Raw genomic sequence first — 25509 nt, 5'->3', positions numbered from 1 at the left:
CAAAACCGGGCACGGCGCGTTGTTATCTTAAGCAAGCCGAATTTCAGCAACCGCGTGACACAGGTATCAGGATGAGAACGGATACGCACAATGTAATAAGTTTGAGCGCATATCGTGTCCGAAGCGACGACACGTCGAGGGATGACGACAACCAGCGCGCCACTTCCAGTGTCCTCGGCGCAGTGATTTGGCCGCCCGTGGCCATTCTCGCACTAGTCGGCTTGATCTGCGCCGGCAGCGTATCGCTTTTACCCTGACGGACAGCGATCATGACTTGGATCTTATTTCCTGAAGAATTAGAAAGTACCCGAGTCGCTGGTTTCCAATGCCACAGGCCGGAATTTCGTCGATCGCTCGATCTTCAATCCATGGTCCTGTGCCGATCTTGAAGGGCATCTGCACAAATGGAACACACGCGGTCTTGTTGTGACGGGTTGTGAGACGGACGTATGTGTTCTCTCAACCGTCCTTGGCGCCATCGACAGGGGCTACTTCGTGGTGGTGCCGCGCCACGCGGTATGCGGCAGCGTCGACGCCACACATGACGCTGCCATCACGATTCTGACCCAACGCTATGGCACCCAGATTGCCGTGGTCGATCACGAGGCGGTCCAGAGACTGCTTCAGTAGCTCATAGACGAAAAGACAAACAACGCGCCGAACAATGCTGCCCCCGCTGTGAAAGGGAGCAGTTGCCCATTCCCGGTCTGAGGGATCTCCTGTCTGAGTACGTTCAGGATCATGCCGCCCGCCAAAAGTGCGAAAAAAAACTCGTGGAGCCAAAAAGGGAAAACTTGCAAACTGCCTATTATGGCGCCGACCAAGATCGAGGGAGCGACGACCCAGCGGCCCAGCCGGTCATATGCATGGGTGTGACAGGACCGAAGGTGACGGTCCACAACAACGAAATGCATGCTTAACGCCACGAGCACCACAAAATGAGCTACTAGCGTCGCGGGAGGGTTTGTCGTCAAGAATATCCCCAACACCAGATTGTAGGCTGCAAACGCTGTAATCCGGGCGGCGAATGACAGCCAAGCTCTACTCGCCTTAGCACCATCTTCCAACCGGTCCACCGCTAGATAGAGGCAAGTGCCTGCCAGGGCTCCACCAAACAGTATTTCTAAGCTGTAGTAATCCTCGCTGCGGCCCAGATGGGCCAACATAGGTAGTAGGTGCGCAAAGACATAAGCGACGGCAACCCCGCCCGCGCAGCTTTCAGCAGCCCGGCCGAAATGGGCAGGTGGCGCCCATTTCGCGGCAAGCAAGTGAACAGCCATAAGTGCCCCTGCGCTACCAAAGGCGAGTAGTGGATCGTACGTTGGCACATTGGTCATTTGGACGTGCGTCGGTTTCGTGCAGACTTAGAATTTTCAGCGCTAATTGCTCATCGCCGACACACAAAAAAACTGGCGGTAATCGCGCCATCCTATCGATATGGCAATTGCAGACATTAGCCTAGGATAAGTTCAGGCGAGCATGGTTCAATCCATGGGACGTTGGCATCAATCGTGACTTGATCCCATGACCGCGTCGCCGCTCCGTTAGGAACAGATGACGAGGCGACCAATAAGGCCCCCAACTTTGGAACGACTGGCAATGGCTGACCGCAATATAGCCTGCAACGCATGGGCTAGGCATGGCGCTTGCGGGGCAACTCCAAGGCATAGCCTTCAGCAGTGGCAACATCTATGACCACACCGTCGGGATCACGCAGTATTGCGCGCACGGCGCCGTGGCGACCATGTGGAGCCTCAATCACTTCGGCACCGAGTGTCAACGCCGCGGCGTGGCAGTTGGCCACATCTTGGACGATTATTGAGAGAAACACGCCACCCACCATACCACGTGCTGCTCGCGGAACCATCTGGCTCATCTCATCGATCAAGCACAGCTTCGGCTCAGTAGAAACATTCGACAGCCCCAACAGCGTCCTGATATTATCCCGGGCCAAGACCTCGTAGCCTGCCACAGCACCATAAAAGTGGATGCTGCGGTCCACATCCTTAACCAGAATGGTCGGAACAACAATTCCCGGTATCATGATATTCTTCCGCATTGTCTGGACTTAGAGAGAAAAGGCATTGGTGGTGATATTGTTCCACATTGAACCCGCGCTGCCGACCGCCGGTGCTCGGAACAATAGCTAACCAAGAGGCAGCTACTGGGTGGTCTGTTTCTTCGCGAATTCAGGGCCGCTCGGTTGGAGGACCGAGTACCATTAAGCGTAAGAAGCATCGTCGCTCTCAAAGCTCAATGCCCAAGCTGGCAGGCTGGAACCTGATTGCGCATTGCATCGCCAGATGTCGGATTATTTGATCAAGACACGTGATCAGATCCATAGATTGGAAGTGATACGCCGACACGCACTATCGCCGCATCCATCCAGCGACAGGTTAACGTCAGAGCTGAGCCACCTGCTTGTTGAGCTTTAGGCGTTCTATGATGGCGCGGCGGATCAACATGTCGTTTTGGCATTTGTGCGCGGCCGCGATCATCTGGCTGGTGGCGTTTATGCGTATTACTGAATGCTTATGTTTACTGACTTCGTCGCGTATCGTTTGCGCGACCGTGCTTCTCTCAACCATTACGCACTCCCGAAATTGAAAATCGGAGTGTATAGTTTATCAGGCGACGCGCATTAACCTGGGATAAAGGGCATTGTGCCCGCCTATATTGATGTTGCCGGTTTCCTCCTGGGCGAAAATTACCTCCTTGCAATTCTATCGTGCGTGGGTACCCTGGAAGGGGATTTCGATTACGCAAAGAAGTCCCTTAGACTTCAAAGAAAATTGGGTTTGGGCACCAAGCTGATAGGGCAGGGCTTCGGTAATCAATTGGCGTCCAAAACCAGTGCTGACCGTTTCAGTATTCACACGGGGTAAAGGGAAGTCTTCTCGCCATTCGATGACGAGCATTTCCCCGCCCTCGGTAGGGGCAAGGCGCCAAGTGATGGCGAGGCGACCGCCAGCTCCCGATAACGCACCATGCTTGAAAGCGTTGACGCTCAGCTCATGCAGGGCCAACGCCAGCGTCTGCAGATTTATGTCCGAAAGCGGGATTTGAGGTCCCTGGAGGGTCACCTGTTCCCAATCCGCTCCCAAAGCGTCGAGTTCGCTGGTAATCAACTCCCGCAGGGACACTGCCATGGCCTTGTCACGGACGAGAAAACCCTGCACGCGCGAGAGGGCCGCCAATCGCAGGTTGAATGCCTCGCGGAACGGCCCCATCGCATCGCCTGCGGCAGTCTGTGCGACAATGCCACGGATAATTCCCAACAGATTCCGAGTACGATGCTGAAGTTCGGCCACAAGCACGCCTTGGCGCTCTTGCAGCTGGCGAATATCGTGAATATCGACCGCCGAACCCACCCATTCGTCAGGCTTTCCGCTATCGCTGGGTAACAAAACTGCTCTGGTCTGGTGCCAGCGATACATCCCGTCGCTATGGCGCCGGATGCGATGTTCCCCGTAATAGGCGTCACCGCTTGCTGCTTCATCCCATTTCTTGAGGGCAAGTTGCCGGTCATCAGGGTGAACTGCTTCTAGCCAGCCCAAACCAACACTGTCTTTGTCGCTCATGCCGGTATATTCTGCCCATTGTGGGCTTGCCCAAATCCGTTCCCCTTGAGTTGTTGAACGAAACACCAGATGAGGTACAGTAGCGGTTAGCTTGCGGAAGCGTTCCTCGCTATTTCGCAAGGCGATTTCGGCTTCACGGCGCTGGGTGACGTCCTGCCCGATCTTGAGAAATCCCTTGAATGATCCGTTCGCCTGATGAAGCGGCCAGACGCTACCGTCGATGAATACACGCGAGCCATCCTTGTGCTGGTGCCATCTCACATCTGGCGCAAAGCCGTTTTCAAGCGCAGATGAAAACTCAATCTCCGGCACGTCATTGTTTCGGTCCTCCGGAATGAAAAGGAAATCGGCCTCGCGTCCCAGGACCTCGTTGGGAGCCCAGCCGAATGTCGCCTGTGCTCCTGGCGGCCAACTGTCGATTTTCCCGTCCCCGTCCGTTGTGAAAATGGCATAGTCCTTAGCATTTTCGACAATCAGGCGGAAACGTTCCTCGCTTTCGCGCAGATCGAGTTCGGTCTTTTTAACTTCGGTGACGTCTTCAACGACGCCCACCATTCGCACCGGGTTCTCCAATTTGTCCCGGAAGAACCGGCCTTTTGTTGAAAACCAACGTATGGCCCCATCGCGACGATTGATCCGAAATGCAACATCGTAAAGTTCGTCACGTCTTGCTTGCTCAAGTTGGCCCAATGCATAGTCACGGTCGTCGGGATGGAGCGTTTCCTTCCAGAGGTCGAAAGTTGGATTGATCGTACCTGGTTCGTAGCCGAGCATTTTCTGAAGGTTTTCGGACCATTCGATTGTATCAGTGATCAAATCCCAGTCCCAAGTGCCCATATTGCTGGCCTCAAGGACCAGACGGAGCCGTTCGTTAACCCCGCTAAGTTCTTGCTGGTAACGTAGACGCTCGATATTGGCCCAGGTTCGCTCAGCTATCTCCCGTGCCAGCAAGACCTGCTCGAAACGCCATTCACGCCTGTGGTGCTGGTGCACGTAAAGGAAGGCTTCGCTGACACCATGCCGTGAGATCGGAATGTTAAGCATCGCCCGCACGCGTATCGAACGATAGGTGTCGGTCAACTGCCGCTCATATGCAGCGATTTCGGCGGCAACATCACTCCAAACAATATCTCTGCCCGAAACCAGGGCATCCAAGACCTCATCGCCAAAGGCGGCCAAGTCGTATTCTCCTTGGAGAACGGGCAAATCCGGGTTACCACGCCATTCTTCCAAAACTCGGCAATGTTTGCGATCATTTATTATGCGCGCAAAACCGACACGCTCCAGGCCCAAATGGCTTCCCAAGGTCAAACACGCCACACGGAAAATCTCGTTCTGGTCTTCGAGGTCCCCGATGCGGTCGCTCAGACTGAGCAAAACAATTCGCCAGTCGCGTCCCTCCTCGGATGGACCCGCAAGTGAGCCTGGATCATCTGACTTCGTGATCATCGCGTGTGGTTTCAATTCCTTTTTAGAACTGGCCATCTTTCATGGCCCGCACCAGCACTGCAGCCCATCGCTCGGAGAGTGATTGAGATTCGCGCGGTTTCACGCGTTCCAGTGGTGGCTCTTTATCCAGCTTGTCGTTGGCCGATTGGGGCAGTGGCTTGAAATGGGCGACCTTCTCACGCAGCGATTTGAGGCAAATTGGCTTGTGGAGGGCTTCAATGAAGCGGTATTTTTCCGCGATCTGGGCTTTGTCGAAAGCTGTTGCGAACACCACCGGTATGCGATCATCGATGAGTTGGTCGACAAGCCGATACACATCTTCCCCGAACAGCCTTATGTCGAGGACAGCGCCATCTATGCGCCGTTTGCCAAGCATCAATTGAGCATAATGAACTGTGGGAGCCGGGCCAAGTACTGTCGCCCCATGTTCTTGCAGGTCGTTACAGACCTCACGGGCCAGAAGATAGTCATCTTCCACTACCAAGATGCACTTTCCCGAAACTGTAGCAGTCGTCATGGCGTTCCCCTCCAAAGTCATGGCGAAGATAGCTTGCAGCTCATCCAACTCTCGGCGGCCGGTTGACACCTATGTAAAGTCGCGAGGTTTGTAATGATGGTATCGGGATCAAGGGGCTTTTCGAGCCGAGTTATGGCGAGAAACCTTTCCGGTATGGTCCAATTGTCGTATCCGGTTCCAAAAACGAAGGGAATACCAAAGGCCACCAGTCGGTCGGCGAGGGGATATGCAGACCTGCCGCCAATGTTAATGTCGAGAATGGCGGCATCGATCGTCCGACCGCTTTCGACTTCCTCCAGTGCCCGTCCGAGACAACCAAATGGTCCCACTGGTGCGACTCCGCGCTCAGACAGTTCCTTGCACAGATTAGCAGCGATCAGATACTCGTCTTCGACAACTAGCACCTTCAAGCCAGCTGGCAATTTCGGGCGTTCGACCATGATCTACCCTTCGGCTGCCGTTCCTTTCAAGACTCTAGAACGCGATAGGCGGGCAATTGTTTCCAGGGGGCTTAACGGAATCGAGATAGCTCTTTCCACGAAAAGCACTTGTGATCGGGCGGCCAACCGAATGCCCAGCTGACAACTATTGTAGGGAACCTGGAGGGCTTCAACGAATTTGGGAGAACATGCTTCTTCATCAGCATGAGGCTCAGCATCAGGGTGTCGCGACCACGCCTATTGCCCCCGGGAACAGTCCAGAATGGTATATTTATCGTGAGTGAATTGCTAATCAGAAAACTGGAAAGCCTTGGGACGGTCGGATCAGCCGAACGCAGGGCAATACTGTCATTGCCAGAAAAAACACGCTCGATCGGCCCGCGCGTCGATGTGGATACCGCATTCAACGACAACGAGGGTGCCGGTATACATTGGATTGAGAGCGGCTTTGCCTGTCGATACAAATTCCTTACCGATGGGCGCCGGCAGATATTGTGCTTTCTTTTGCCAGGCGACGTTTTGAATTTACGTCACTTCATCAGTGGTCGGCCTCAGCGTCCGGTCGCATCCATATCTGCTCTTCAGCTCAAGGCCGTTTCCAGCAAGAAGTTACTAGCGATCCTAGAGCGATACCCATCTCTCGCACGTGTCCTGTGGCTGTCCACGCTGACTGAGGAATCCATCGGCCAGGAATGGCTGGTGAGCATGGGGCTGCGGACCGCCATTGAACGCATGGCTCATCTTCTATGCGAATTACGCGTCCGACTGGACGCTGTTGGGCTGGTTAGCGACGGTGGGTTCGATCTGCCGCTGACCCAAGGGGAACTGGCAGAGGCCCTGGGTCTTTCTGCAGTCCATGTCAATCGCACCTTGCAGCAATTGCGCCGCGAAGGACATGTGGCTGTTCAGAATGGCAGGGTTACGATCCTTGATTTTGAATCGATGAAACAGCAGGCTCTATTTTCCCCCGCCTATCTTAACTTAAAGCAAACTGTGCAGGCCCAAGCCGTCGTGCACACCTGACCGGCGATATACCCGCATGCGTTGGGTCAGTTGCTGGGCAAATCCCCGCCATTGACGTGAATGGTCTGGCCGGTGATGAAACGACCTTCCTCACTTGCAAGCAGCAAATAGGCTGGGGCAACTTCGTTTGGCTGGCCGGGACGGCCCAAGGGTGTGCTTTTACCAAATTCGGCCACCTTATCTGCCGGAAAGCTCGCGGGAATCAACGGTGTCCAGATGGGGCCGGGGGCAACGGAGTTGACGAGTATGGCTCGGTCAGCAAGCCGGGTGGCCAATGTCCGCGTCAGTGCCACAATGGCCCCTTTGGTCATGGAGTAATCGATCAACTGCGGTTGCCCGCGAAACGCAACGATGGATGCAGAGTTGATGATCCGAGCTCCGTTCGGCAGATGCGGCAGCACCGCCTGAACCATGTAAAAATATCCGAAAATGTTGGTCCGAAAAACTTGCTGGAGGTCTTCAGGGGCGAGTTCTTCGATGTCATCGCGAACATGCTGTTCAGCAGCATTGTTGATCAGAATATCGACCCGTCCGAAGGCGTCGAGCGTGCGCGCAACAGCATCCTTGCAGAACTGGGGATCGCCGACATCGCCAGCGATCAAGATGGCCTCGCTGCCTTCGGCTTCGACAAGCCCGCGCGTATCTTCGGCGTCCTTGTCCTCATCTTTGTAAAGGACTGCAAGTTTTGCGCCTTCACGTGCGAAAAGCACCGCTACAGCACGTCCTATGCCGGAATCACCACCGGTTATGATCGCTACTTTGCCGCTGAGTTTACCCGCTCCGGGGTAAAAAGGCGCGTATTGGGGAGCCGGGTCCATCTCGTATTCGTATCCAGGCTGACGGTGCTGATTCTGGGCGGCGGGGGCTTGGGAGGTCATGGTTCGCTGTCCTGTTGGTTGGAATAGAGGCCGCGTTCCCGCGTGGCCTTGATCCATACTGCAATGTTTCAGCGCGTGACCGGTTCCGCAGTGTTTTGCGCGCCGGGATAGCAAGTATCGTAGGATAGGGAGGATGGAGGGAAGGGGCAGGTCGTGGCCTTGATCGCGCTCGCCACATTGACTGGCATGGGTCTTGCTGGCCCTCCGAACGGGTGTGTCACCTTGGCGTGTCGGCTCTTACTCCCAAACTCGGGGAGGTGGCACGGACCGATCACTATGCCGCAACTAGGCGTCGGTCGCGTTTTCACTCGAACCCTTAACAGAGGTTATCCGATATCACCTCGAACGACTTCCTAAAGCCAATAAGGGGGCGAACTGGAACACGGGTCCGCGTTACGGGTTGGTCAAACGCAGGGAACGTGCAGACGCATCCCTTTGACGATCTAGCAACACTTTCAATTGCGCTACGCGCCGACATCGGAGCGGGCCAGATGAACATGGAGGAAATTATGTCCAATACACCATCTCTTGTTGCACTGATAGCGGCTGGCGCATTGACAGTCTCTCCTGTGCTGGCGCAGTCTCAGGACACCATCGATCCCGATGATCCAACCCCTGTGCAAGAACTTCCCGCCGACGGCGAACTCGATCCTCTCGAGGAATCAGAGGGCCAGGCCGACGAATGCCGGGAGAGTCTTGCGATATTTGCCGCCCAACTTGAGCAGGAAGGGTTCTGGGTTACAGGCTGGGGTACCGCAGGCTATGGTCCCGGAGCTGAACTTATGTCCGATCCGGCAGCACCTGACGCAGGCGCGGAGGCTCAAACGGATGCAGCGCCTCTTGCAGGAGGCGCCGCTGCTAATCATTGGGGCTTCGATCAGTTCGTCGGTATGCAAGGCTATCAGTCTCCTAGGGGACAAATCCAACAGCTTTATGGCGCGGCCCATGTGTTCGCCGAGCAAAACAACCAAGAGGGGTGCGATTACGTGCTTGGTCAGGTCTCGGCCACTTATGAGCGCTATCGCGCTCAGCTGTCTGATGCAGGCCTTCAGCCTCAACAGATTATAGATTGGCGTCAGGAACAGATCGCATTGGCAGAACCGGTCACGGATGCCGCAGAGGGCGGCAGGCTGACCATTGACGCAATACGGGGTTCGGATGTGCGTACCCGTGCCGACGAGAACCTTGGTTCGGTCAACGATGTAATCGTTCATCCCCAGACGGGGGAACTGCGCTACATTATTGTGGCCCGTGGGGGATTCCTTGGTTTCGGTGAAGAACTCGTGGCCGTGCCTTGGCAGGCTTTTGCTACAGTGCCCGGACTTAATTCTTTAGTCCTCGATGTCGAGCCGGAACATCTCTCTGCCGCTCCCGCCATCGAAGGCAATTTCTGGATTGACGACGAAGCCTATGATGCCTTGGTTCAGCGGGCCGATGATTATTGGTTCCAATAAACTGCCAAGATGACAAATGAGAAGGGCGCATCGAATTGGGCGCGCCCTTCTCATGTTGCGGCGACATCGAAACCCCTATTGCCGAGCTGAAAGCCGGATGACTTCTCCGTTTGCGTATTTGGTCAACTGCGTGACGCATTCAGTCTTCTTCTGAAATTCCCGAGGCTTGGGCTGTCTCGTCGGATGAAAAGGCCAGCGCATTGATTTCCAACGACAGGGTGCGATTGCTTTTGTCATCGTCTGAGTCCATTGCCTATCGGTAGCCAAGTAGCCTGCTTGAGCCGGCGCAACACATTCAGCTTGACGATTCCATATTCCAGGTCCCGAAGGGTGGCTTGGCCGGCACTCTCGCCGTCAGAAGGCAAGAGCTGGACAAGCGGAGGCTTACAACCAACCGCTGACGATAGACCCAGGGGATGTCCAAATTTCGCGAACGCACCACCGCAAGGAAACCGCTGGGCCATAGGCCATGGCTGGGGGAAGTGTGCGAGGATGTTCGGAAAACGGTCTGGTTGCGTAAGCCTCGTAGCAAAACAGATGCCGCGTAGCGAAGGCGATCGCTTTGGCTTTAGCGTCGCCAACGGTTTGCAACCTATGTTAATGTGCGCACGGAATTTTCCGATATCTTCGCTCTGGCTTTGCGGCGCTCTCGGAATCGAGATTCACTCATAGGCATTAATAATATTGCCAAAAGCAATTTGAGGCCGACCGGGACATCGGCGAATGGACGGCGCGTTTGACGGGTAAGGCGATCAAAGTGCAAAAGAGGCGCTGGAACACTGCCAACTATGCAGCGGCAGTGGCTGTTGCATTGCCCATTGCCATGCTGCTGATTTTTACGCTCTTGGCCGTTCAGTCTTACCGGGAACAAGCAGAACGTGCTGAACAGCAGGCAATGGCAAATGCCCAGTTAGTTTCTCTGCAGACCAGTTGGCTTGTTACTGCCAGCCAGCAGGCCCTTGAGCGCATACATGACAGGCTGGAGCGCGAACCATTCGCGCCCGACGACGCTGTGCTGGCCGAAATTCGCGAAACCATTGCTCATCTACCAGGCGATCCGCAAACGGTTGTATATGATGCTAAAGGCAATCTCCGTATCAGCGATACGAGTTCGTTTGGCCCCTCGAATATCTCCCTGCTTCCATACTTCCAAGCACTTGAAGCGGGGCTGGATACGTTAATCGCAGCTGTGGCATTGCCCGACGATCCCGATCAGACCGGATTTGCTATCGCCAGGCGCCTTGATAGCGACGGCGCATTTTCAGGGATAGCAGTGATCGTAATCTCAGACTCGATGCTTGCAGGGTTTGCGCGCACGCTAAAATTGGGCGCGGGTTCTACATTGGCGATAGTAGGCAGTGACGCTTGGCTGGTCTCGCGCTATCCCTCTCAGGCAGAGCCATTGCATATGGGCGAATATGAACTTTTCACCGAACATCTAGTACGAAACAGAGACTCGGGCACCTATTTTGCGCAAGCCTCACCAGCCGACGGAGTTGCACGCTTTGTTGGATATCAAGCGATTCCCGGGCTGCCGCTGATTGCCGTTGCTGGGATTGCAGTAGATACAATGTATGCCAGTTTCTGGCGCTCGGTCCTTATCGTCCTTGGGCTTTTGCTGCCAATCTCAGTAGCCTTGTTCGTGCTTGCCTGTATGCTATGGCGGGCAGCGACGCGCGATCAGCGTGCCCAGCAAAAACTTGGTGCTGCACTGGAGCACAACACATTGCTCTTCCGTGAGATTCACCATCGGGTGAAGAACAATCTTCAGGCGGTTGCATCGTTAGTGCAACTCCAGCCCATACCCGATCCGGTCAAACAGGAAATGGCGCGCCGCATCGCGGCTATGGTGGCTGTCCACGAACATGTGTATCGCACTGATCAGTTCACGCGGACTGAATTGTCCGGCTATATTGAAAAACTCGTCGCCGACATCGTCACGGGCTTCGATACCAATGCGCAGGTGCAAACCAAGGTCAAACCCGTCATCGTGCATCGCGATCATGCAATGCCGCTAGCGCTGATAGTCAACGAGGTCTTGTGCAACGCGATCAAATATGCATTTCCCGATGGGGAGAAGGGCACCATTTGGGTTGAACTTGCGCCGATCAACGCAACCAATGCACGTCTTATCATTTCCGATAACGGTATCGGGCTAGACCCCAAAGTAAATTCCACCGGCATGGGACACAAGCTGATCCACGGGCTCGCGACCCAGGTCGGCGGGAGCTATACCCTTGTCGGCGAAAACGGATCACGATTCCAGATGGACTTTCCGATAGAGCCTTTGTCGGATGAAGAAGGATTCTGAATCATGACTTCCAGTTGAGCAAGCGTTTCCGGCCATCACCACCATGCAGTCTGCTTATCTAGACCGGAACCCGAGCTGAATGAATCGGCGCGGGTTCCGCTCTAGATATCAGGACCAACCCCGCAGTAGCCCGCAACCTCGTTTCGGCTATGATGCCGCCTGACACGGAGAAAATGACTAGCTGGTTCAAAAGTCACTCCTATGAGTCGCGAGAGGGCATCGCCTACCGGCTGGCGATTGACTTGGATGGCCGCATGATCGGGGTTTGTGATGTATTCGGCATTGCAGATGGCGAAGGCGAGATTGGTTATTGGATCGAGCAGGGGGGTCTGGGGCTGCGGCTTCGGGTTAGAGGCCGCTGAACGACTAGTGCGCCTCGTTTTTGAAGACGTTGGTCTGAGCGCAATCCGAGCAGGGTGTGCTGACGACAACGTTGCTTCTGCGGCAGTTTTGACCCGGCTAGGTTTCGACCGGGTAGGGGACGTTAGGGTGTTTTCGCAATCCCGCGAAACAGAAATCATTCAACGGCGATTTCTGTTAATGGCTTGAGTCCGCATAGACTGGAAGCGAAAGACTGCTTTTAGCTGCGTCGGAAGCTGCCGTGCATCTGATTGCACCATCCCTATGCTGAAGGCCGCTTTGCCGTAACCAGCAAGAGAAAGGCGCCAAGGTCTCGCCAGCGGGCGAACCGTGGAACGGCTTCGCATGCAGCCAGAGATGGTTGCGGCTCCCCGATGGCAGTTAGGACAAACCCAGCGGAGACGACGGCGTTGAGGTAATCGCCCATCGTGCGCGGGAACCGGGGAACAGCAAACGGAATGACATCTTCGTCCTTGGGGCGATCACCGAAACGCCAGTGCTCTGTGAACGATGATCGATCGAAGTAGCGAGCGACCCGCAGACCGGTTGCTCGCCCTACCGCATCCTTCTCCCAACCAAGTCCCGGCGTGATGAAGCAGGGATGCAGGACGCTGAAGAGAAGAAAGCCTCCTGGACGCAAGAGACGAAATGCCTCTCGCATAGCGCCGGACAGATCGGGTCCGTCCATCAACGCCATGGTCGAAAGGACCGCGTCAAAGGATGCATCAGGCAGCCCGCTATGGTCGCTATACGAGCCGACCTGGTAGTGAATGCCGAGCGGATCGGCTTCCTTAGTCTGCCTGGCGTGCTCGATCATCCGGGTCGACAGGTCGATGCCGGTTACGCTTGCGCCGAGCCGAGCGAAGGCGCGGGTGTTCGTCCCTTCGCCACAACCGAAATCAATGACGTCCAGTCCGTTGATTGGAGGTAGAGCGTCGAGGAAGGCAGGAAACGTAAACTGATCGCGGTAAACGTCGAATCCGTCGCGAACGTCTCGGGTCCACTGGTCGGCGTTTCCATTCCAGCGCTTCGCCACATCGGAATCAGATATATCGATCATGTCAGCTCTCGGGTGCGTTCTTCGCTTTTGTTATAACACCTGGTGGAAACGTCTCGGAAGGGGTGGGAACCCGACCGACCGGTGTTGTTCAATCAACCCATGAAGATATAAAGACTTCTTTATATCCTTATTGACAGGTGCAATCTGATCGGACAGACTAGCATTGTCTACGGTCCCCGCGAGGGGATAACAGGGAATCCGGTACGGCAAAAATGCCAAGTCCGGAGCTGCCCCCGCAACTGTAAGCGGTTGGGACGTGCCCATCATGCCACTGGATTTTCCGGGAAGGCGGATGCGTCTGGAATGCCGCGAGCCAGGAGACCTACCGTGGATATTTGGTTTCTCTGTTTGCCGATCGGGGTGGGTCGGTATCGAGGGTATGACGATGATCGACGCAATGCTTCTTTTCCCGCCTCATCGCGATGGCCGAATGCCCATGGAATGCGGTCTGAGACGCTGAATGCAATTCAGCTATCCGCACGCCTGAACAGATAGCCCGGGTCGCCGGGCTTTTCCGCAAATCAGCATTCTTTCTCGCCGCGCCGCCACAGCGCGCGGCACTCAATTGAATGAGGCAACTCAAAATGACAGTTTCTGCCAATCTCGGCTTCCCGCGCATCGGCGTGCGCCGCGAGCTGAAAAACTCTCTTGAAGCCTACTGGAAAGGAGACACTTCCAAGGCTGACCTTCTTGCAGCAGCACGCCAGTTGCGTGCGCGCCACTGGAAACTCCAGAAGGAGGCGGGGATCGACATCATCCCATCGGGCGATTTTTCACTTTATGACCACGTGCTGGACATGGCTTTCACGCTCGGCGCCATACCCGAGCGCTTTGCCAATTTAGACAAAAGCGACCCACTCGATGTATATTTCGCCTGCGCGCGCGGCACCGATACCGCCCCGGCGATGGAAATGACCAAATGGTTCGATACTAACTACCACTACATCGTTCCCGAATTCACCCGTGGACAGAGCTTTGCGCTCTCATCATCGCGGGTCATCGATGAATTCCGCGAAGCACAGTCCATTGGCATCAAGACACGGCCGGTACTCATCGGCCCGGTGACGTTCCTCTCGCTGGGCAAGGCCAAAGACGATTTCGAGCCTGTCGAACTGCTTGAGGCAATCCTTCCCGTGTATGCGGAGATTCTGTCGACGCTCAAAGCCAATGGCGCCGATTGTGTCCAGATCGATGACCCCGTCCTTGCCTGCGATCTTGGGGAGAGCCAGAAGGTAGCCTTGAAAAGGGCATATGACGTGCTCGCGCCCATCGCGCCCAAAATCATGCTGACCAGCTACTTTGGTGCGCTGGGGGACAATCTCGAGCTTGCAGCAAATCTGCCTGTCGAAGGGTTGCATGTCGACCTTGTCCGCGCACCGGACCAGCTTGAGCCGGTGCTTGAGGCTCTTGTGTCGGGCACGAAATCGCTTTCGCTGGGATTGATCGACGGCCGAAACATCTGGCGTGCCGATCTCGAGAACAAGTTTGCCATTGTGCGCCGCGCATGGGATCTGCTTGGGCCCGATCGCCTGCAAATTGCCCCGTCCTGCTCGCTGCTCCATAGCCCGATCGATCTCGAATATGAGGTCGCGCTCGATCCCGAACTCCGATCATGGCTGGCCTTCGCAAAACAGAAGCTTGACGAAGTCCAGGCCCTGACCGTCGCCATCCAGCGTGGCGAAGGGGCCGCTCGCGAGGCTTTTTCCGCAAGCAAGCAGGCGCTCGCGAGCCGTCGATCCTGCCCAAAAACGTCCAACCGGGCGGTGCGGAACCGTATCGCGGCGGTTGACCAACATGCCCTTGCCCGCAAGCATCCGTATGCCGAACGGGCGGTAATCCAGCAGGACCACTTTGGGCTTCCGGCGTTTCCCACCACGACAATCGGTTCCTACCCCCAGACGAAAGATATCCGGCAAGCGCGCGCGGCCTTCAAGCGCGGGGACATAAATGAAGAAACCTATTTGACATTTCTCAGGGTCAGGACTCAGGAATGCGTCGCCATTCAGCAACAAATCGGTCTCGACGTGCTGGTGCACGGTGAGTTCGAGCGCAACGACATGGTCGAGTATTTTGGCGAGCAGCTCGAGGGTTTCGCCTTCACCAAAAACGGTTGGGTACAGTCCTATGGATCGCGTTGCGTCAAACCGCCGGTGATCTATGGCGACGTGTCCCGACCCAATCCGATGACGGTCGAATGGTCGGCCTATGCGCAGTCTCTCACCGAAAAGCCGATGAAAGGCATGCTGACCGGGCCGGTAACAATTCTCCAATGGAGCTTTGCGCGCGACGACCAGCCACGCGCCGAGACCTGTCGCCAGATTGCACTCGCCATCCGCGACGAGGTTCTTGATCTGGAAAGGGCCGGTATCGGCATGATCCAGATTGATGAGCCCGCCCTGCGCGAGGGCCTGCCGCTGCGCAAGGTCGAATGGGAGGATTACCTCGCCTGGGCCGTCGACTGCTTTCGCCTGTCTGCATCCGGCGTCGAAGACCGGACCCAGATCCATACCCATATGTGCTATGCCGAGTTCAATGACATCATGGACGCCATTGCCGCGCTCGACGCAGATGTCATCTCGATCGAAACATCGCGTTCAGACATGGAGCTTCTCGAAGCCTTCGGGACCTTCAACTATCCCAACGCCATCGGCCCCGGTGTATGGGACATCCACTCTCCGCGCGTTCCGTCATCCGCGGACATGGTGGCCTTGCTACAAAAGGCGCTGGAAACCATGCCTGCCGACCGCCTCTGGATCAACCCGGACTGTGGTCTCAAAACCCGCGACTGGCCCGAAACAAAGGCTGCATTGGGTCAGTTAATCAGTGCTGCGGAGAAATTAAGAGCAACGAGGCTGTAATCGTGAGTGTCGTCCAGTGCAATTTGCTCCTGTCTCAGCCTTGCTGCGGCACCATGAAATGGCGGCTTCTTCAAAATCCTCGGAGGAGCTGCCATACGGATTGTTTGAACGACAGCATGTAGGCAATCGCAATAGGTGTCTCAACGACCGCAAGGGCGTGGATTGCTGCCAAACTCCGGTCACCGTGTGCTTAACGACACCGAACGGCTTAAGGGAGGGTGGGAAGCGGACTGGCAGCTCTTCGGAAGTGTAGGAAGGGAAGCTGAAATTGTCGGCCAAGAAGCTCATTGAAAAGTATGGCGGCCTATGGGGTCTTGACGAAGATGATGTACGTACCTCAGTATTGGCGGCCTGTTGTTGGAGGAGAGTATGGATTTCAGGTTCGTCGTCTCACGCGAGGAAGAGCTGCGGGCGCTTTACCCGGCCACGCATGACCTCGCCATTCAAAAGCTGCAGGAAAGTCTTGGGGTCCATGCTCAAGATTTTATCCGGCGTTCGCCGTTCCTTTGCCTGGGCACGCAGAATCTGAGCGGTCGCGCCGATGTGAGCCCGCGCGGCGACCCGCCTGGTTTCGTGAGAATTTTGGACAATAGGACGTTGGCTATCCCTGACCGCCCTGGAAACAACCGATTGGACAGCCTTTCCAACATCATAGCCAATCCCTCTGTGGGACTATTGTTCATTATTCCCGGGTTCGACGAGACCCTGCGCGTCAACGGGACGGCACAAGTCGTCAATGATCCGGCCCTTCTCGAAACCATGACGGTCAACAACCACGAACCCTCTCTTGCAATAGTGGTGCATGTCCGTGAGGTCTTCTTGCATTGCGCAAAGGCTCTTAGGCGCTCGCATATTTGGGACCCATCCCAACATCAGGATCGCAGGGGGATGCCGTCACTCATCAAAATGATACTCGACGAAACGACCGGCGCACCGGGGGACGAGGAGATGCGAAAGATCGACGCGGGGTTGGAGGAGGACTACAAGCAAACGATGTATTAGCAACTGACTGAGCATGAGATCGATGACATCGGTTTTTGTCGGATCGCGGCGCGCTTGACGACCTAAAAGGCTCAAATGGGGGGAGCCGAACATCTGCTTCCCGGGTCAATTTATGAGAAGCAGATGTTAGGGCGCCGCTTTCTTGCGCTCCACATCGACAATGAAATTGCGGATCATGCGCGCGCATTCCTCGTGGTGCGTCTCCAATAGCAAATGAGTGCCGTCGAAGAAGTGCATATCGATCCGATCGAGAACCTTGGCGTAAGCATCGGCCTCTGCGATTTCGTAGTATGGGTCGTGACGCCCCCAAAGAAGCAGCGCAGGAGGCTGATGGTCACGATGGTAGGCTTCATATGCCGGAAAGCGGGCCGCGTGGGAGCTGTAGTCAGAAAAGATGCGGAGTTGGATGTCGATGCGTCCCGGTTGGCTCATGCGCTCCCAGTCGAGATGCCAACCGTCCGGCGCGACAAGTGGCACCAGACGTTCTGGAATATCGCCAACATAGGTGTGCTTTACCCCTTCAAAATTCAGCCACTCAGGAAGTTTGGCAAGGTTCTCCGGCGTAGGGTCGGCCCAATAAGACTTGACGAGATTCCAAGGCTCGCCAAGGCCCGCTTCATGGGCATTGCCGTTCTGAATAACTAGCCCGAGCACACGTTCAGGATGTTTCATCGCCAAGAAATAAGCAACCGGCGACCCAAAATCATGAACGTAAAGAAAGAACCGATCCATGCCGATCTCGCGCAGCAACGCGTCGATGGTCTCGGCCATGGCGTCGAAGGTGTAGGGAAAGTTCTCCGGCGCTTCCGTAAAGCCAAAGCCTGGCAGGTCTGGGGCGACAACATGCGCGACTTCGGACAGCGGGCCGATGATGTGACGGAAATAGAACGACGAGCAGGGCTGGCCGTGCAGAAGCAGTAGCCCCGGCGCCCCACGTTTCCCTGCTTCTCGAAAAAAGACGTCAACGCCATCGATTTTGATCGTGTGATGCTTCGTTGCGTTGACCATGCGGATGATCCTTCTTTCTCACTCCTATGCCAAACGCAAGAAACCACATAAAATGCGTACAGCGGTTATCGCGAAGTAACCATATAACGCAATTTATACAGTTAGGTTCCATGTCGAAAATGTCGGATACCGTTTGGACGCCCGAACACTTCATAGGTGGCCATCCAGCAATTGACTTCACCAACACCGTCTTCACCCGGCATATGCCTGACGATGACAACGATCTGCTGAACTCGCCGCGTGATGTAGGAAACTGGTTCCAGTTCGCAGGACTTGCCACTGAGGGTCAGGCGGACGCGATTTCTGGAATTTTGGACCCGTTTTTCATGAAGTGTGTTCAAGAACTGAGAGAGGCATCCTTCTCGGTTTTCGACGCACTTGCTGCGGACAATCCACCAGCACCAGACGCATTGGGTGTATTGTTCGATAAGGCAGCCAAGGGATTCTCGACGCATCGGCTAAGGCCGCGCCGGACCTATGCGGCATCGGAAATTGCGCATTTCGATGACCCCAAAGCCATCATCGCTTTCCTGGCAGCTATGTCGGTAGAGGCATCCATTGTTCTGCCCCGCCAGAGATTGCGTGCCTGCCCACGATGCGGCTGGTTATTCGTAGATACATCACGAGGCGGAAGACGGCGTTGGTGCAGTATGCAGACCTGCGGCAATCGCGAGAAAGCTTCACGGCATCGGGTAAGGGTTGACTTTACATAATTCCATCCGATGTCAGCGGCGGCTTTCGGACACGATCCTAATTGGCACTATATCTCAAATGGGGTCGGTTGCCGCCGAGTTCGCCAACCGCAACGGCGTCGGACGCTGAATGTCGGCTTTCTGCAGTTTCCTCGCCGGAACCCGTCAGTCCGGTAACGGCCCCGATGAGGTCACGGCCGAAACAGGCGCCCCAAATGTGGAGGCGCCGCCCGTAGAAATCAGGCACAAGAGTGAGAAGGTGTGGCCTGCATGGTCGGCCAGGTCGTTGCCGGCAACAGGCGCCGCGAACAGCCCGCCCGCCTTGATGCGAGCTTCCGTCCTGACGACGACCGATCCTTTTTCGGGACCGGGATGAGTGTCACCGATCAATCTGCTGGGGGTCTGCCCACTCCCAAAATGGACGGTAACCTCGATGCGGGAGCGATCGTGCTGACGATGGTCAATGCCGTGCTGGTGGCGAGGCGCGCGCGCTGGGCTGCCTTGGCCACGACATCGGTCTTCTTCTGGACATGGCGTGCCGCGCGGCGGGCGTTTTTCTGGGCGCCGTGGAAAAGGTTTTCCGCATGGTCACGCACGTCCTCGATATCAAAGCCGTGCTTTGTGAGCGACTTGTCGATCAAGGTAATCTGGTCGCGCAACTCGCGGACCTGATGCTCCATGGCCTTGCGCGCGTCGTCGGTGATTGAACTGTCTGCCATTGGTATTCCTCCGCGTGAGGGTTTGCATACCGAAGATAGCGATGCCGGGGACACAAGTTCCGGCGGCGGATGTGCGATCCGCAATCAGGCTAAGGCGATGCGCAGAAATTTTGGAGCCCGATGGCGCACCAATCGTTGAACCATCAGGACTAAACGCCAATCACCGATGGATAAAGGAGCGGGTGAGCGGATCGATGAGCGCGTATTTGAAACGGCAAGCGAACGATAAGGGTGGACCGGGTGGGCTGGTCGAACGCGTTGAAGCCGCGACCGATCAGGGGCGCGACCGCTATCTCGATTTTGTGCGGGTTGCCGCCATATTGATGGTGATTGTCGGGCACTGGGTGGTGCGCGTGGTCATTGCGCCCGAGGGGGAACCCGAAGCGCGTTACCTGCTCGACATCGCCCCTGACTGGCAATGGGCGTCGCTGATTTGGCAGGTGATGCCGCTGATCTTTCTGGTGGGCGGCACGCTGAATGCGAAAAGCTGGCGGCGCGCGCAGTCCGAGGGCATGGCGAGGATGGCCTGGGTGCAAAAGCGCGCAATAAGGCTGCTGCGCCCCGCGATGGTCCTTCTGTTTGTGTTGATACCGCTCTGGGCTCTGGCGGATGTTTTTGTTGCCGACGCATTAGTGATCGATCCCGGTATCGCGCTGATCCCGCTGTGGTTCATTGCGGCCTATCTGGCGGTCATGGCGCTGACCCCTTTTACGCTGGCCATTCACGAGAAGGGCTGGAGCGTACCTGCCATTGTTCTGGCCATTGCGCTGGCGGCGGGGGCAGACGGGCTGCGCTGGGCCGGGGTCGGCCCGGTCGTGGGCACCCAGCCGCTGGTGGGGCTGCCCAACTTTCTGCTGACCTGGGTCGCCATTCAACAACTTGGGCATATGTGGGCGGATGACAGGCTGCCCAATACCCCTGGGGGGCAAATTGGGATGGTGCTGGCTGGGGGCAGTGCGTTGATTGTTCTGATCGGGATGGCGGGGTGGCCCCTGACAATGGTCCCTGTCGAGGGCACCGATTTGCCCAACAATGCCGCTCCGCCCACCGTGGCGCTGTTCGCGCTGGCCATTGTCCAGACGGGATTTGCTCTGATGGCGCAAGACCCGATGCGTCGGGCGCTCAAGCATCCGGTTTTCTGGACTGTCATTGCGCTGTTGGGTGCGCGGATGATGACGCTGTTCCTCTGGCATCAGGTGGCGATGGTGGTGGTAACCAATATCGCAGTGCAGATGGACTGGGTGCCGCTCACCGAAACTGTGGATGCGCGCTGGTGGAGCCAGCAACCGGCATGGGTTCTGGTGTTCGCCATCGTGCTGGCGGGGCTGGTGTTTGCCGTTGGGCGCTTCGAACAAACCAAGGCGCCCCACGGCAAGTCCCCGAACGGGCCGGCAACACTTTGGGGCATCGGGATGGCCGGGGGCGGGATCGCTGGGTTGCTATGGTTGGGCGTGGCCGAACAGCCTCCAGCCATCGCGCTTTCATTCCTGGCGCTTTGTCTGGCAGGCTATGGCGTTCTGGGTGGCCTGTGGGGTCGCCTGTTCCGCTGAGCGGGTCGATTTTTCGCAACGAATTCAATCCCGGTCACGTTGGCCCTCGGAAGGATATCGGATCGGCAGGGAGCGAAACACAGGTGAAATCGGCATTGCGCAGCGAGCAGAAGACATGACGGAACGGCTTTCGTCCCAAGATCATGTTATCGACTGGATTCTCGAGCATGTTGGGCGCGATTTGCGGGTGGCCATGCCGCTGGGGCTTGGCAAGCCGGTCGAGTTGATCAACGCGCTGGTCGAGCGCGCCGCAAAAGACCCATCGATTCGCTTGCACATTTTTACCGCGCTGACGCTAGAGCGGCCCAAACCCTCCTCGGACATGGAAGAGCGCTTCCTTGGGCCTGCGCTGGACCGGTTGTTCGGCAAATACCCGGAGATCGAATATGCGCGGCTGATGCGCGAGGACAAGCTGCCCGACAATATCCGGGTAACCGAATTTTTCCTACAGGCCGCGAACTGGCTCAAGGTCCCGGCCATGCAGCACAGCTATGTCTCGGCCAATTACACCCACGCGCTCGATGTTCTGCTTTCCCACCAACCCAATGTCGTCCTGCACCTTCTGGCCGGGATTGAGGACCGACAGAGCCTCTCATGCAATACCGATATCACTGCCGATCTGATCAAACTGCGGGCGGAAGGCAAAGCAGACTTCAAACTGATCGCGCAGGTGCATCCGGACTTGCCCTTCATGGCCGGAACCGGCGAAATCCACCCGAACGAATGCGCCGTCGTGCTCGACACCACCCCTGCTCATGATCTGTTCTCGGTGGTCAAGCGGCCGGTGGGCCTGCCCGAACATGCAATCGGGCTGCATGTCTCGCGGCTGATACGAGATGGCGGGACGCTGCAGATCGGGATCGGGGAAATCGGGGATGCGGTAGCCCATGCGCTGATCCTCCGCGAACGCGAAACAATCGCCCCGATCTGGACCGACTGCCCGTTTCCGCGCAGCGAGAAATTTGCGCAAACCGGGCGGTTTGAAACCGGGCTCTACGGCGTGACCGAAATGCTGGTCGATGGCCTGCTGGCGCTGTTCGAGAATGGCATCATCAAGCGCGAGGTGCACGGCGCGGCCATCCATGCCGGTTTCTTTCTCGATAGTCGCGCTTTCTATGAGCGGCTCAACGCCCTTCCGGAGAGCGAACGCGCCCGGATCGCCATGATGCCGGTTTCCTTTACCAATGCGCTTTATGGCGATGAGCCGGCCAAGCGCGCCGCCCGGCGCGATGCACGCTTCGTCAATGCCGCCATGATGGTAACGCTGCTGGGTGCGGCAGTTTCCGACGGGACCGAAGACGGGCAGGTGGTGAGCGGGGTGGGCGGGCAGTTCAATTTCGTCGAGCAGGCCTTCGCGCTTGAAGACGGGCACGCGATCATCACATTGTCCGCGACGCGCGAAAGCAAGGGGAAGGTGCAGTCCAACATCATTTATTCATACGGGCATATGACCATCCCGCGCCATATGCGCGATATCGTTGTTACCGAATATGGCATTGCCGATCTGCGCGGCAAAAGCGATGCGGCGACCATTGCCGCGCTCCTGGAAATCGCCGACAGCCGGTTTCAAAGCGATCTTGAGCGCGAGGCGAAAAAAGCCGGGAAGCTGCCAGACGACTATCGGCTGCCCGAAGCGGCGCGCAACAACACCCCCGACGCGCTTGAAGCTTGGCTTTCCCCGCATCGTCAGGACAAATTGGCGGACTATCCTTTCGGTACCGATTTCACCGACATCGAACAGTATCTGATCCCCGCGCTGGCCGAGTTGCGCAGCGCCAGTGCGCATCGCTCCGCACTCTTCAAGCTGGTGCTGGCCGGCATGAAGGGCAAGCCCGCTGCCCGCGAGAAAGAGGCGCTGGAGCGCATGGATCTGGTGGCGCCAAAGGGTTTCAAGACCCGGCTGACCGCGCTGGCCCTGAAAGGCGCCTTGCGCAAGGGTGAACAGGGCTGAATGGCGCCTGCCTGACCGTACGGCATTGAACTGGCGGACGTTTGGGGTAAAAATTCGCCTCAGGGTTTCCTCAACGGGCAAACAGACCTTCCCATGATTTCCGACCTTGGTTTTGTCCTGATGCTGCTTGGCGCGGCGATCGTGATGTTCATCGTGGGGCGCCCGCGCATGGATGGGGTGGCGCTGGTTGTCATCGTTATCCTGCCATTAAGCGGGATCGTGAGTATCGAGGAAGCGCTGACCGGGTTTGCCGACCCCAATATCGTTCTGATCGCCGCCCTGTTCGTGATCGGGGAAGGGCTGGTTCGCACCGGGGTGGCCCAGCGCATGGGCGACTGGCTGGTGGCAACCGCTGGGCAAAGCGAAGCGCGGATGATCGTGTTGCTGATGATCATCGTAGCGGGGGTCGGGTCGGTGATGAGTTCGACCGGCGTTGTCGCGATCTTCATTCCCATCGTCTTGCGGATCGCTGCCAGAAGCGGGACAAATCCAGGCCGGCTGATGATGCCGCTCTCCATCGCGGCGCTGATTTCAGGGATGATGACGCTGGTGGCGACCGCGCCCAATCTGGTGGTGCATGGTGAACTCGAGCGGCGCGGCTTTGAAGGCTTTGGGTTTTTCAGCTTTACCGCCTTCGGCATTCCCATGTTGGTACTTGCCATTGTGTACATGCTTTTTGCCCGGCGGTTCCTGACGTCAGAGCAGATCGCTGATGCGCCCAATAGGCCGCAATTTTCCACCTGGATCGATCAATATGCGTTGGCCGGGCGCGAGCATCGACTGCAGATCCGACCCGGATCGCCGATGATCGGGCAAAGTCTTGGCGAACTTGATCTGCGCTCAAGCGAAGGGCTGACCATCCTGGCTATCGAGCGCCGCCAGCGCCTGGGGCGTCAGCTTGTCCAGCCAAGGGCCGATACGCGCTTGGCATCGAGCGACATTCTGCTGATCGATTACTTCAACCCCGGCGGCGACATCGCCGACGTCGTACAACGCTTAGCATTGCGAGGCCTGCCGCTTTCGGGGGCCTACTACACCGACTATGCCCAGGAAATCGGCATGGCCGAGATCATGGTACCGGCCGGGTCCGACCTGATCGGCAAGTCGCTGGTGCAAAGCCAGTTCCGCACGCATCACGATGTTTCGGTGATCGGGCTCAAGCGTGGCCGTAAATCCGTTTCCCAAAGCCTGGCCCACGTCGAACTCGCTCTCGGCGACACCTTGCTTGTGATTGGCCCATGGCGAGCCATTCGTCGCTTGCAGGCCGACTTCAACCATCTGATCGTTCTGGGTCTGCCGCGCGAAAGTGAGGAGGTCTTGCCCGCCCCAGACCGCGCGCCCTTTGCCCTTGCGGCGCTAGCGCTGATGGTCGTGCTGATGGTGATAGGCATCGTGCCCAATCTTACCGCCGCGCTGATTGCGTGCCTTTTAATGGGGCTGTTCGGTTGTGTCGATTTCAAGAGCGCCTACCGCGCCATCCATTGGCAATCGCTGGTGCTGATCGTCGGCATGTTGCCCTTCTCTGTTGCCTTGCAGCGCACCGGGGGCGTAGACATCGCGGCCCAGGCCCTGCTCGATATTGCCGGAGCGACTGGCCCACATCTGGTCCTTGCAACCATATTTGTCGTGACTGCGGGGCTGGGGCTGTTTGTCTCCAATACCGCGACCGCCGTTTTGATGGCGCCGGTGGCCCTTGGGGTCGCGGACGCGCTGGGCGCTTCGCCCTACCCGTTCGCGATGACTGTGGCGCTGGCTGCATCGGCGGCGTTCATGACCCCGGTGTCCTCGCCGGTCAACACGCTGGTGGTGGGGCCGGGGCGCTATCACTTTGTCGACTTCGTGAAGATCGGCACGCCGCTGGCTTTGATCGCGCTATGCGTGAACGTGGTGCTGGTGCCCATCATCATGCCCTTCTGAGGGTATCAGGCGCAGCAGCAACATGTGGAACGTCCGAGATGGGGCCGGATGCGGAATGTTGGCTTTCTCCAATTCCTCAACGAGACCGGACAGTCAGCAAACGGCCCTGATCCTACAGGACCGCGCCGCGAAAATTGTTTCCGAAGCGGTCAAATTACATCTTCGGTTAGCAACTGTCGAAAGCGGTCTCCATTGATACAGCGTTGTTGAATGAGCTCCTCGGCAACCTTGAGGATTTGGCCGCGATGTGTGTTGACCAGTTTCAGTGTCACCTTGTGAAGATGCTGCAGTCTCTTTTCCACTTTGGTTCGCAATTGCGCATCGCCGGACAGAAGTTCAAGGGTGGTTTCATATCCTGAGCGGAAGGTAAGAGCAGCGCCCAGCCCCAAGCCCGCTTCCAGAAACGTCAGTAATCTGGTTGCTTGACCCAAATCGCTGTCTTGATCGCCTCCGGCACCCGAAGAGGCTTGTCCAAAGACTGCGATCTCCGCACAGCGGCCCGCAAGCAGTGTCTGGATATGGGCTTCCAGGTCAGCTCGGGTTTGCAAGGATGAAGACACGCCCTGCCATGCGGAATAGCCACCTACATTCCCCCGCGCAATGATGGAGATCTCACTGACGGGTGGGCGGGTGAGGGGGCCTTCCCTTCCTTTCAGCCATGTCAAAGCGCCCGACAGCCAGCGGCTTCGGTTTGCAAAAGAGGTGGACGGCATGGGGCGATGAGTGCTCCGCATACTGA

General features: G+C 56.9%; 23 protein-coding genes, 1 pseudogene and 1 riboswitch. Of the genes and pseudogenes, 12 read left to right on the top strand and 12 right to left on the bottom strand.

Features of this window, described 5'->3' with window-relative positions; translation table 11 throughout:
• Positions 1-315 precede the first annotated feature (315 nt).
• Positions 316-630, top strand: a complete 315-nt coding sequence (locus EO133_RS00200; protein ID WP_127070584.1) for a cysteine hydrolase family protein — start codon at positions 316-318, stop codon at positions 628-630.
• On the opposite strand, the gene EO133_RS00195 is transcribed toward EO133_RS00200, so the two are convergent.
• The 6 genes from EO133_RS00195 to EO133_RS00170 all read right to left on the bottom strand — a co-directional run bounded on the left by EO133_RS00195 (position 624) and on the right by EO133_RS00170 (position 5987).
• Positions 624-1280, bottom strand: coding sequence for a hypothetical protein (locus tag EO133_RS00195; protein ID WP_127070583.1), 657 nt, complete (start codon positions 1278-1280; stop codon positions 624-626). The genes EO133_RS00200 and EO133_RS00195 overlap by 7 nt on opposite strands.
• 353 nt (positions 1281-1633) lie before the next feature.
• A complete protein-coding gene (locus tag EO133_RS00190) occupies positions 1634-2044 on the bottom strand; it encodes a VOC family protein (RefSeq protein WP_127070582.1) in 411 nt (136 codons plus the stop codon).
• Between the two features lie 358 nt (positions 2045-2402).
• Entirely contained in the window at positions 2403-2588 is a 186-nt protein-coding gene (locus tag EO133_RS00185; RefSeq protein WP_127070581.1) for a hypothetical protein, read from the bottom strand.
• Between the two features lie 135 nt (positions 2589-2723).
• The gene (locus EO133_RS00180; RefSeq protein ID WP_345842028.1) at positions 2724-5030 is read right to left on the bottom strand and encodes a PAS domain S-box protein; all 2307 of its coding nucleotides are present in this window, start codon (positions 5028-5030) and stop codon (positions 2724-2726) included.
• A gap of 22 nt (positions 5031-5052) precedes the next feature.
• Complete coding sequence (locus EO133_RS00175; protein WP_164734812.1) at positions 5053-5547, bottom strand: response regulator; 495 nt, start codon at positions 5545-5547, stop codon at positions 5053-5055.
• Between the two features lie 17 nt (positions 5548-5564).
• Positions 5565-5987: a response regulator gene (locus EO133_RS00170; protein WP_127070578.1), complete on the bottom strand. Its 423-nt coding sequence runs from the start codon at positions 5985-5987 to the stop codon at positions 5565-5567.
• Positions 5988-6191: 204 nt separating this feature from the next.
• On the opposite strand from EO133_RS00170, the gene EO133_RS00165 reads away from it, so the two are divergent.
• Positions 6192-7010, top strand: coding sequence for a Crp/Fnr family transcriptional regulator (locus EO133_RS00165; protein WP_127070577.1), 819 nt, complete (start codon positions 6192-6194; stop codon positions 7008-7010).
• Positions 7011-7036: 26 nt separating this feature from the next.
• Here EO133_RS00165 and EO133_RS00160 read toward each other — a convergent pair whose 3' ends face one another.
• Positions 7037-7888, bottom strand: a complete 852-nt coding sequence (locus tag EO133_RS00160) for an SDR family oxidoreductase (protein WP_127070576.1) — start codon at positions 7886-7888, stop codon at positions 7037-7039.
• A gap of 509 nt (positions 7889-8397) precedes the next feature.
• Here EO133_RS00160 and EO133_RS00155 point away from each other — a divergent pair.
• From EO133_RS00155 to EO133_RS20775, 4 genes are all read left to right on the top strand, one after another.
• The gene (locus EO133_RS00155; RefSeq protein WP_164734811.1) at positions 8398-9342 is read left to right on the top strand and encodes a PRC-barrel domain-containing protein; all 945 of its coding nucleotides are present in this window, start codon (positions 8398-8400) and stop codon (positions 9340-9342) included.
• A 757-nt stretch (positions 9343-10099) separates the two neighbouring features.
• Entirely contained in the window at positions 10100-11653 is a 1554-nt protein-coding gene (locus EO133_RS00150) for a sensor histidine kinase (protein WP_127070574.1), read from the top strand.
• Between the two features lie 83 nt (positions 11654-11736).
• The gene (locus tag EO133_RS00145; protein WP_308788796.1) at positions 11737-12015 is read left to right on the top strand and encodes a GNAT family N-acetyltransferase; all 279 of its coding nucleotides are present in this window, start codon (positions 11737-11739) and stop codon (positions 12013-12015) included.
• The gene (locus tag EO133_RS20775; protein WP_127070572.1) at positions 11924-12202 is read left to right on the top strand and encodes a GNAT family N-acetyltransferase; all 279 of its coding nucleotides are present in this window, start codon (positions 11924-11926) and stop codon (positions 12200-12202) included. The genes EO133_RS00145 and EO133_RS20775 overlap by 92 nt, the downstream gene beginning before the upstream one ends.
• Positions 12203-12275: 73 nt before the next feature.
• Here EO133_RS20775 and EO133_RS00135 read toward each other — a convergent pair whose 3' ends face one another.
• Positions 12276-13073 carry a class I SAM-dependent methyltransferase gene (locus EO133_RS00135; RefSeq protein WP_127070571.1) on the bottom strand — a complete coding sequence of 266 codons (798 nt, stop codon included), beginning with the start codon at positions 13071-13073 and terminating at the stop codon, positions 12276-12278.
• Positions 13074-13226: 153 nt separating this feature from the next.
• Positions 13227-13417: riboswitch (cobalamin riboswitch) on the top strand.
• A gap of 240 nt (positions 13418-13657) precedes the next feature.
• Between EO133_RS00135 and metE the strand changes: the two genes are divergently transcribed.
• Both metE and EO133_RS00125 read left to right on the top strand, forming a co-directional pair.
• Positions 13658-15931: a 5-methyltetrahydropteroyltriglutamate--homocysteine S-methyltransferase gene (gene metE / locus EO133_RS00130; RefSeq protein ID WP_127070570.1), complete on the top strand. Its 2274-nt coding sequence runs from the start codon at positions 13658-13660 to the stop codon at positions 15929-15931.
• 369 nt (positions 15932-16300) lie between these two features.
• Positions 16301-16933: a pyridoxamine 5'-phosphate oxidase family protein gene (locus EO133_RS00125; protein ID WP_127070569.1), complete on the top strand. Its 633-nt coding sequence runs from the start codon at positions 16301-16303 to the stop codon at positions 16931-16933.
• A gap of 126 nt (positions 16934-17059) precedes the next feature.
• On the opposite strand, the gene EO133_RS00120 is transcribed toward EO133_RS00125, so the two are convergent.
• Positions 17060-17941, bottom strand: a complete 882-nt coding sequence (locus EO133_RS00120; protein ID WP_127070568.1) for an alpha/beta fold hydrolase — start codon at positions 17939-17941, stop codon at positions 17060-17062.
• 119 nt (positions 17942-18060) lie between these two features.
• On the opposite strand from EO133_RS00120, the gene EO133_RS00115 reads away from it, so the two are divergent.
• Positions 18061-18654: a CGNR zinc finger domain-containing protein gene (locus tag EO133_RS00115; RefSeq protein ID WP_127070567.1), complete on the top strand. Its 594-nt coding sequence runs from the start codon at positions 18061-18063 to the stop codon at positions 18652-18654.
• A gap of 144 nt (positions 18655-18798) precedes the next feature.
• On the opposite strand, the gene EO133_RS00110 is transcribed toward EO133_RS00115, so the two are convergent.
• The gene (locus tag EO133_RS00110) at positions 18799-19023 is read right to left on the bottom strand and encodes a hypothetical protein (protein ID WP_127070566.1); all 225 of its coding nucleotides are present in this window, start codon (positions 19021-19023) and stop codon (positions 18799-18801) included.
• On the bottom strand, positions 19020-19352 hold the full coding sequence (locus EO133_RS00105) for a hypothetical protein (protein WP_127070565.1): 333 nt from the start codon (positions 19350-19352) through the stop codon (positions 19020-19022). Before EO133_RS00105 ends, EO133_RS00110 begins: the two co-directional genes overlap by 4 nt.
• A gap of 194 nt (positions 19353-19546) precedes the next feature.
• Between EO133_RS00105 and EO133_RS00100 the strand changes: the two genes are divergently transcribed.
• The 3 genes from EO133_RS00100 (at position 19547) to EO133_RS00090 (ending at position 24770) form a co-directional block, all read left to right on the top strand.
• The gene (locus EO133_RS00100) at positions 19547-20902 is read left to right on the top strand and encodes an acyltransferase family protein (protein WP_164734810.1); all 1356 of its coding nucleotides are present in this window, start codon (positions 19547-19549) and stop codon (positions 20900-20902) included.
• 115 nt (positions 20903-21017) lie between these two features.
• Positions 21018-22853 carry an acetyl-CoA hydrolase/transferase C-terminal domain-containing protein gene (locus EO133_RS00095; RefSeq protein WP_127070563.1) on the top strand — a complete coding sequence of 612 codons (1836 nt, stop codon included), beginning with the start codon at positions 21018-21020 and terminating at the stop codon, positions 22851-22853.
• Between the two features lie 93 nt (positions 22854-22946).
• A complete protein-coding gene (locus tag EO133_RS00090; RefSeq protein ID WP_127070562.1) occupies positions 22947-24770 on the top strand; it encodes an SLC13 family permease in 1824 nt (607 codons plus the stop codon).
• A 149-nt stretch (positions 24771-24919) separates the two neighbouring features.
• Here the strand turns inward: EO133_RS00090 and EO133_RS00085 are convergent.
• Positions 24920-25509: pseudogene (locus EO133_RS00085) on the bottom strand (hypothetical protein); the annotation flags it as partial.

Source organism: Pelagibacterium lentulum (genome assembly GCF_003992625.1).
Lineage (GTDB): Bacteria > Pseudomonadota > Alphaproteobacteria > Rhizobiales > Devosiaceae > Pelagibacterium > Pelagibacterium lentulum.
This window is presented reverse-complemented; position numbering and strand designations above follow the sequence as displayed.

Excerpts from the sequence above, each read along its gene's own strand:
- EO133_RS00155 (WP_164734811.1), top strand. The coding sequence starts at position 8,398 with ATGTCCAATACACCATCTCTTGTTGCACTGATAGCGGCTGGCGCATTG.
- EO133_RS00115 (WP_127070567.1), top strand. The coding sequence starts at position 18,061 with ATGTCGGATACCGTTTGGACGCCCGAACACTTCATAGGTGGCCATCCA.
- metE (WP_127070570.1), top strand. The coding sequence starts at position 13,658 with ATGACAGTTTCTGCCAATCTCGGCTTCCCGCGCATCGGCGTGCGCCGC.
- EO133_RS00180 (WP_345842028.1), bottom strand. The coding sequence starts at position 5,030 with ATGATCACGAAGTCAGATGATCCAGGCTCACTTGCGGGTCCATCCGAG.
- EO133_RS00090 (WP_127070562.1), top strand. The coding sequence starts at position 22,947 with ATGATTTCCGACCTTGGTTTTGTCCTGATGCTGCTTGGCGCGGCGATC.
- EO133_RS00160 (WP_127070576.1), bottom strand. The coding sequence starts at position 7,888 with ATGACCTCCCAAGCCCCCGCCGCCCAGAATCAGCACCGTCAGCCTGGA.
- EO133_RS00105 (WP_127070565.1), bottom strand. The coding sequence starts at position 19,352 with ATGGCAGACAGTTCAATCACCGACGACGCGCGCAAGGCCATGGAGCAT.
- EO133_RS00095 (WP_127070563.1), top strand. The coding sequence starts at position 21,018 with ATGACGGAACGGCTTTCGTCCCAAGATCATGTTATCGACTGGATTCTC.
- EO133_RS00175 (WP_164734812.1), bottom strand. The coding sequence starts at position 5,547 with ATGACGACTGCTACAGTTTCGGGAAAGTGCATCTTGGTAGTGGAAGAT.
- EO133_RS00165 (WP_127070577.1), top strand. The coding sequence starts at position 6,192 with ATGAGGCTCAGCATCAGGGTGTCGCGACCACGCCTATTGCCCCCGGGA.
- EO133_RS00195 (WP_127070583.1), bottom strand. The coding sequence starts at position 1,280 with ATGGCTGTTCACTTGCTTGCCGCGAAATGGGCGCCACCTGCCCATTTC.
- EO133_RS00120 (WP_127070568.1), bottom strand. The coding sequence starts at position 17,941 with ATGGTCAACGCAACGAAGCATCACACGATCAAAATCGATGGCGTTGAC.
- EO133_RS00185 (WP_127070581.1), bottom strand. The coding sequence starts at position 2,588 with ATGGTTGAGAGAAGCACGGTCGCGCAAACGATACGCGACGAAGTCAGT.
- EO133_RS00100 (WP_164734810.1), top strand. The coding sequence starts at position 19,547 with ATGAGCGCGTATTTGAAACGGCAAGCGAACGATAAGGGTGGACCGGGT.
- EO133_RS00135 (WP_127070571.1), bottom strand. The coding sequence starts at position 13,073 with ATGATCGATATATCTGATTCCGATGTGGCGAAGCGCTGGAATGGAAAC.
- EO133_RS20775 (WP_127070572.1), top strand. The coding sequence starts at position 11,924 with ATGTATTCGGCATTGCAGATGGCGAAGGCGAGATTGGTTATTGGATCG.
- EO133_RS00125 (WP_127070569.1), top strand. The coding sequence starts at position 16,301 with ATGGATTTCAGGTTCGTCGTCTCACGCGAGGAAGAGCTGCGGGCGCTT.
- EO133_RS00170 (WP_127070578.1), bottom strand. The coding sequence starts at position 5,987 with ATGGTCGAACGCCCGAAATTGCCAGCTGGCTTGAAGGTGCTAGTTGTC.
- EO133_RS00190 (WP_127070582.1), bottom strand. The coding sequence starts at position 2,044 with ATGATACCGGGAATTGTTGTTCCGACCATTCTGGTTAAGGATGTGGAC.